A 3736-nucleotide genomic window follows, 5' to 3' on the forward strand; every position below is an offset into this window, starting at 1 on the left:
TCTCGCGGCTGCCGACGACGTCGACCACGCGAGCTCGCGGTCGAACTAGCTCTTCAGGAAGAGCTTGCGGACGTCGATGGTGCTGATGTCCTGGCTGATGTACAGACCACCGATGTCGGAACCGGTGATCCAGTTACCGATCGAGTAGCTGATCGGGATCGACGGGGCGTAGTCCTTCATGATCGTCTCGTCGAGCTCGGCCCACAGGGGCAGACCTTCGGAGACGGGCATGGCCTCGATCTCGTCGATGCGCTTCTCGATCTCCGGCGCGGTGAAGAAGCTGTAGTTGCTTCCGCCCTCGTCGGCGAGGCCGTCCTCGCCCCACACGGGCGCGATGACGGTCGAGCCCGACGGCCAGTCCTGGCCCCAGGAGGCCCAGTACAGGTCGAAGTCGTTGGAGCGAACCGCGATCTGACCGTAGTAGTCCGCGGTCGGGATCGGAACGGCCTCGACCTCGATGCCGGCCTTGCCGTACTCCTCGACCAGCATGTCGGCGATCTTGCCCTCGAGCGGGGTCTCCGGGTAGGCGTAACGGATCTTCAGCGACTCGCCGCCGAGGAGTTCCTTGGCCTTCTCGACGTCGTACGGGTACGCGTCGTATTCCTTCCAACCCGGAACCGTCGGCGCCATGAGCGTCGTCGACGGGCTGTTGGCGTCCGTGCCACCGGTCATCTGCATGTACCGGTCACGCGGGAACGCGTGGTTGAGCGCGCGACGCTGGTCCACGTCGGTGATGTGCTCGGTGTGGATCGCCATGTACGCGTTGTACTTCTGCGGCGCCGTGATGAGGCGGTCGCCGTAGGACTTCTTGTCCGCCAGGATGTTCGGCAGGACCTCGGGGTGAATGCTGCCCAGCGTCATGACGTTCTCGTCGCCGGACTGGTTCGCCTCGATGCGGTTGGCGATGTCCTTGGTGTCGAAGCCCCACTCGAAGGAGTAGGTGTCCGGGTAGGCGTTGCGCAGCGGGTCGGTCTTCGCGTCCCAGTGCTCGTTGCGCTCCAGGGTCAGCTTCTCGCCGAGGGTACGGTCCGCGATCTTGTACGGGCCGGAGGAGAACGGACGGTCGTCGTACTTCTCGCCCTTGTCCTCGGCCTCGGGGACCGGGGAGGTCGTGCCGAGAGCGACCGCGAACGGCGTCTCGCAACGGGCCTGGGAGAAGGTGAAGGTGATCTTCTTGCCGTCGACCGCGACGCCCGGCGGGATCTTCTCGCCGCCGTCGTAGGGGCCTTCGTACTTGCGCTCGGGGTCGAGCCAGTCCTGGAGGAACTGCGGGCCGTCGCCGATCTTGCTGTAGAACGAGCGGGCGACGCCGTAGGCGACGTCCTCGGCCGTGATGTCCGAGCCGTCCTCGTACTTCAGACCGTCCTTGAGGGTGTACTCCCAGACGGTGCAGTCGCCGTTGACGTCGGTGCCCGGGTCGGTGGCGAGGTCGCCGACGAGCTTGACGGTGCCGTCCATCTCCTCGCGATAACCGGTGAGCGAACGCCACAACAGGCCTCCGCCGACCATCATGTACGAGCTGACGTAGGCACGGGCCGGGTCGAGGTGAACCAGGTCGTCGCGGCCGAGAATGGTGATCTCGCCGCCTTCCTTGGCTCCGTCGATCGCGCTCGCGGGCCCCTTCGAGTCCTCGGCGGTGCCGATGATGTCGGTGGAGGATTCCGTGTGGTCTTTCGCGCCGTCCGAATCGTTTCCGGTATTGCTGCTACATCCGGAAGCGACCAGCGCCAAGGCCACGCCGCTCAAAGCGACGAGTTTGGCTTGTCGTTTCACTGTCGTGCTCCTATTTCTTCTTCACAACCCGGCCGGGGGACGGCCGGAATCATTTGGTGGACCTTGGGTTCAGCGCATCCCGCACCGAGTCCCCGAAAAGGTTGAACGTCAAAACGAGCAGGAAGATCGTGCCGCCGGAGACCGACAGCAGGAACCAGCCGTTGATCAACTGCATCGACCCGACCGAGTCGGCGACGAGGCGCCCCAGGTCGGGGTGCGGGTTGCCGATGCCGACGCCGAGGAACGCCAGGTACGCCTGGCTGGCGACGAGCGACGGAACGGTCAGCGAGAACGAGACCAGGATCGGCGCCCAGGTGTTCGGCAGGATCTGCTTGAAGATGATGTGCCACATACCGGCGCCGGAGGCGCGCGCCGCTTCGACGAACTCGCGTTCCCTCAGCGACAACACTTGGCCGCGGACGAGACGCGCCGCGCCCGTCCAGGAGAACAGCAGGAAGACGATGAGCAGCATCGACGCCGACAGCCACAACGGTCGCGTCGCGGGTCCGCCGAGGATCAGGTTCGTGATGATCGGGACGGTGGCCAGCGCGAAGATGAGGAACGGGAAGCTCAGCATCAGGTCGACGACCCAGCTGATCACCGCGTCCACCTTGCCGCCGCGATATCCGGCGATCGCGCCGATGATGGTGCCGAAGGCGGTCACGGCGATCGCCGAGACGATCGCGATCGACACCGAGGTGCGGATGCCGTACAGGAGCTGCATCAGGACGTCCTGGCCGATGACGGGCGTGACGCCCAGCCAGTGATTGCCGTCGATACCGGCGAAACCGAGGGGAATGCCTCGGCCGTCGAGAAGTTCGGGGTATTGCTCAAGGGCGTCCGTGCCGTACAGCTGAGCCAGCACCGGTGCCCCGTACGCGGCGACCAGCATCAGCAGGATGATCCCGCCGGTCACCCAGGCGGTCCGGTCACGCTTCAGCCGGATCCACGCGAGCTGCCCGGGGGAACGTCCTTGAATCTCCTTGGGAGGATTTGGACCCACCACCTCGGGTTCGCCGAGTGAAGCCTCCACTGTAGTCTCACTCACCAGCGTCCGCTCGGTCATCGCGTCACTGTTTCCTTCCGCATCTGTCCGCCCGCCGCCACCACCGCCGATGTGGGCGATGCCGAGTGACGACCATTCTTCGGTCCCGAGACAACCACCGACCCGTGCCGCGTACGCACCGCGTCACACCACGCGTCGTCGCCGACACTCGTGATACATGCCACCGCCGATTACCTCAGGTGACTGAAATTACCCGCGTATCCGGGAGTGCGGAACACCACCCGCAATCGTTTACATAACAACTCGGACACAACGGATCACCTTGCGAGCCCAGCGAAACGTCACCGGAACCCACGGGTAACACAATGAAAGCCGTCGGACCATTCGGGGGGTGCCACCTCAACCGAACAGGCCAACAGCATTGATAATTATGGATCTCAAATATTCAAGCACAGTGGAATTAGAATTATTCCACTGTGCTTGAATATGGACAGATTATTGACCGAGGACTGTCCTGTCCGTCAATTCCCGTCACAACGCGGGAGACGGCCGGACAGGGACGACGACGGCCGGGTCGTCGGCGACCGACCGGACGGGGAGGACACCGTCCGGTCGGACACCTGTTTCACGGGCACCGGCCACGCCTGCCTAGCGATACACGCATGGACATCTTTCAACAGTCAAGGCGCGAGGCCCCTTGACCCCACAGTAGACATGTGCGCTGTCGCGGGGCGGGCTCTCGCTCCGCCGCGCGATCGGGGGAGCCGCTAGTCGACCGCGTGGATGACGTCGCGCTGCTGCGCGAAATGGCACGCCGAAGGGTGGTCCCCACCTGGACGGACCTTGAGTTCGGGGACTTCGTTCTTGCAGATGTCGGGGGCCTGTTCGGCGGCCGGGACGGTCTCCTTGTCCTCATCAGACGCCGTCTTCGCCCACTCCTCACGCGCCTTGAAACAC

The 3736-nt window shown here is 64.4% G+C and carries 2 protein-coding genes and 1 pseudogene; all 3 read right to left on the minus strand.

What is annotated here, in order from left to right:
* Positions 1–45: 45 nt before the first annotated feature.
* Positions 46–1773: an ABC transporter substrate-binding protein gene (locus tag ACM9NP_RS18185; protein ID WP_415647932.1), complete on the minus strand. Its 1728-nt coding sequence runs from the start codon at positions 1771–1773 to the stop codon at positions 46–48.
* 49 nt (positions 1774–1822) lie between these two features.
* Positions 1823–2839 (minus strand): ABC transporter permease, encoded by a 1017-nt coding sequence (locus tag ACM9NP_RS18190; RefSeq protein ID WP_415647933.1) that lies wholly within the window; start codon positions 2837–2839, stop codon positions 1823–1825.
* A gap of 707 nt (positions 2840–3546) precedes the next feature.
* Positions 3547–3736, minus strand: a pseudogene (locus ACM9NP_RS18195) (peptide ABC transporter ATP-binding protein); the annotation flags it as partial.

Origin of the sequence: Stackebrandtia soli, from assembly GCF_965137155.1 — a bacterium.
In the GTDB taxonomy this organism is placed as follows: domain Bacteria; phylum Actinomycetota; class Actinomycetes; order Mycobacteriales; family Micromonosporaceae; genus Stackebrandtia; species Stackebrandtia soli.

Excerpts from the sequence above, each read along its gene's own strand:
- ACM9NP_RS18190 (WP_415647933.1), bottom strand. The coding sequence starts at position 2,839 with ATGACCGAGCGGACGCTGGTGAGTGAGACTACAGTGGAGGCTTCACTC.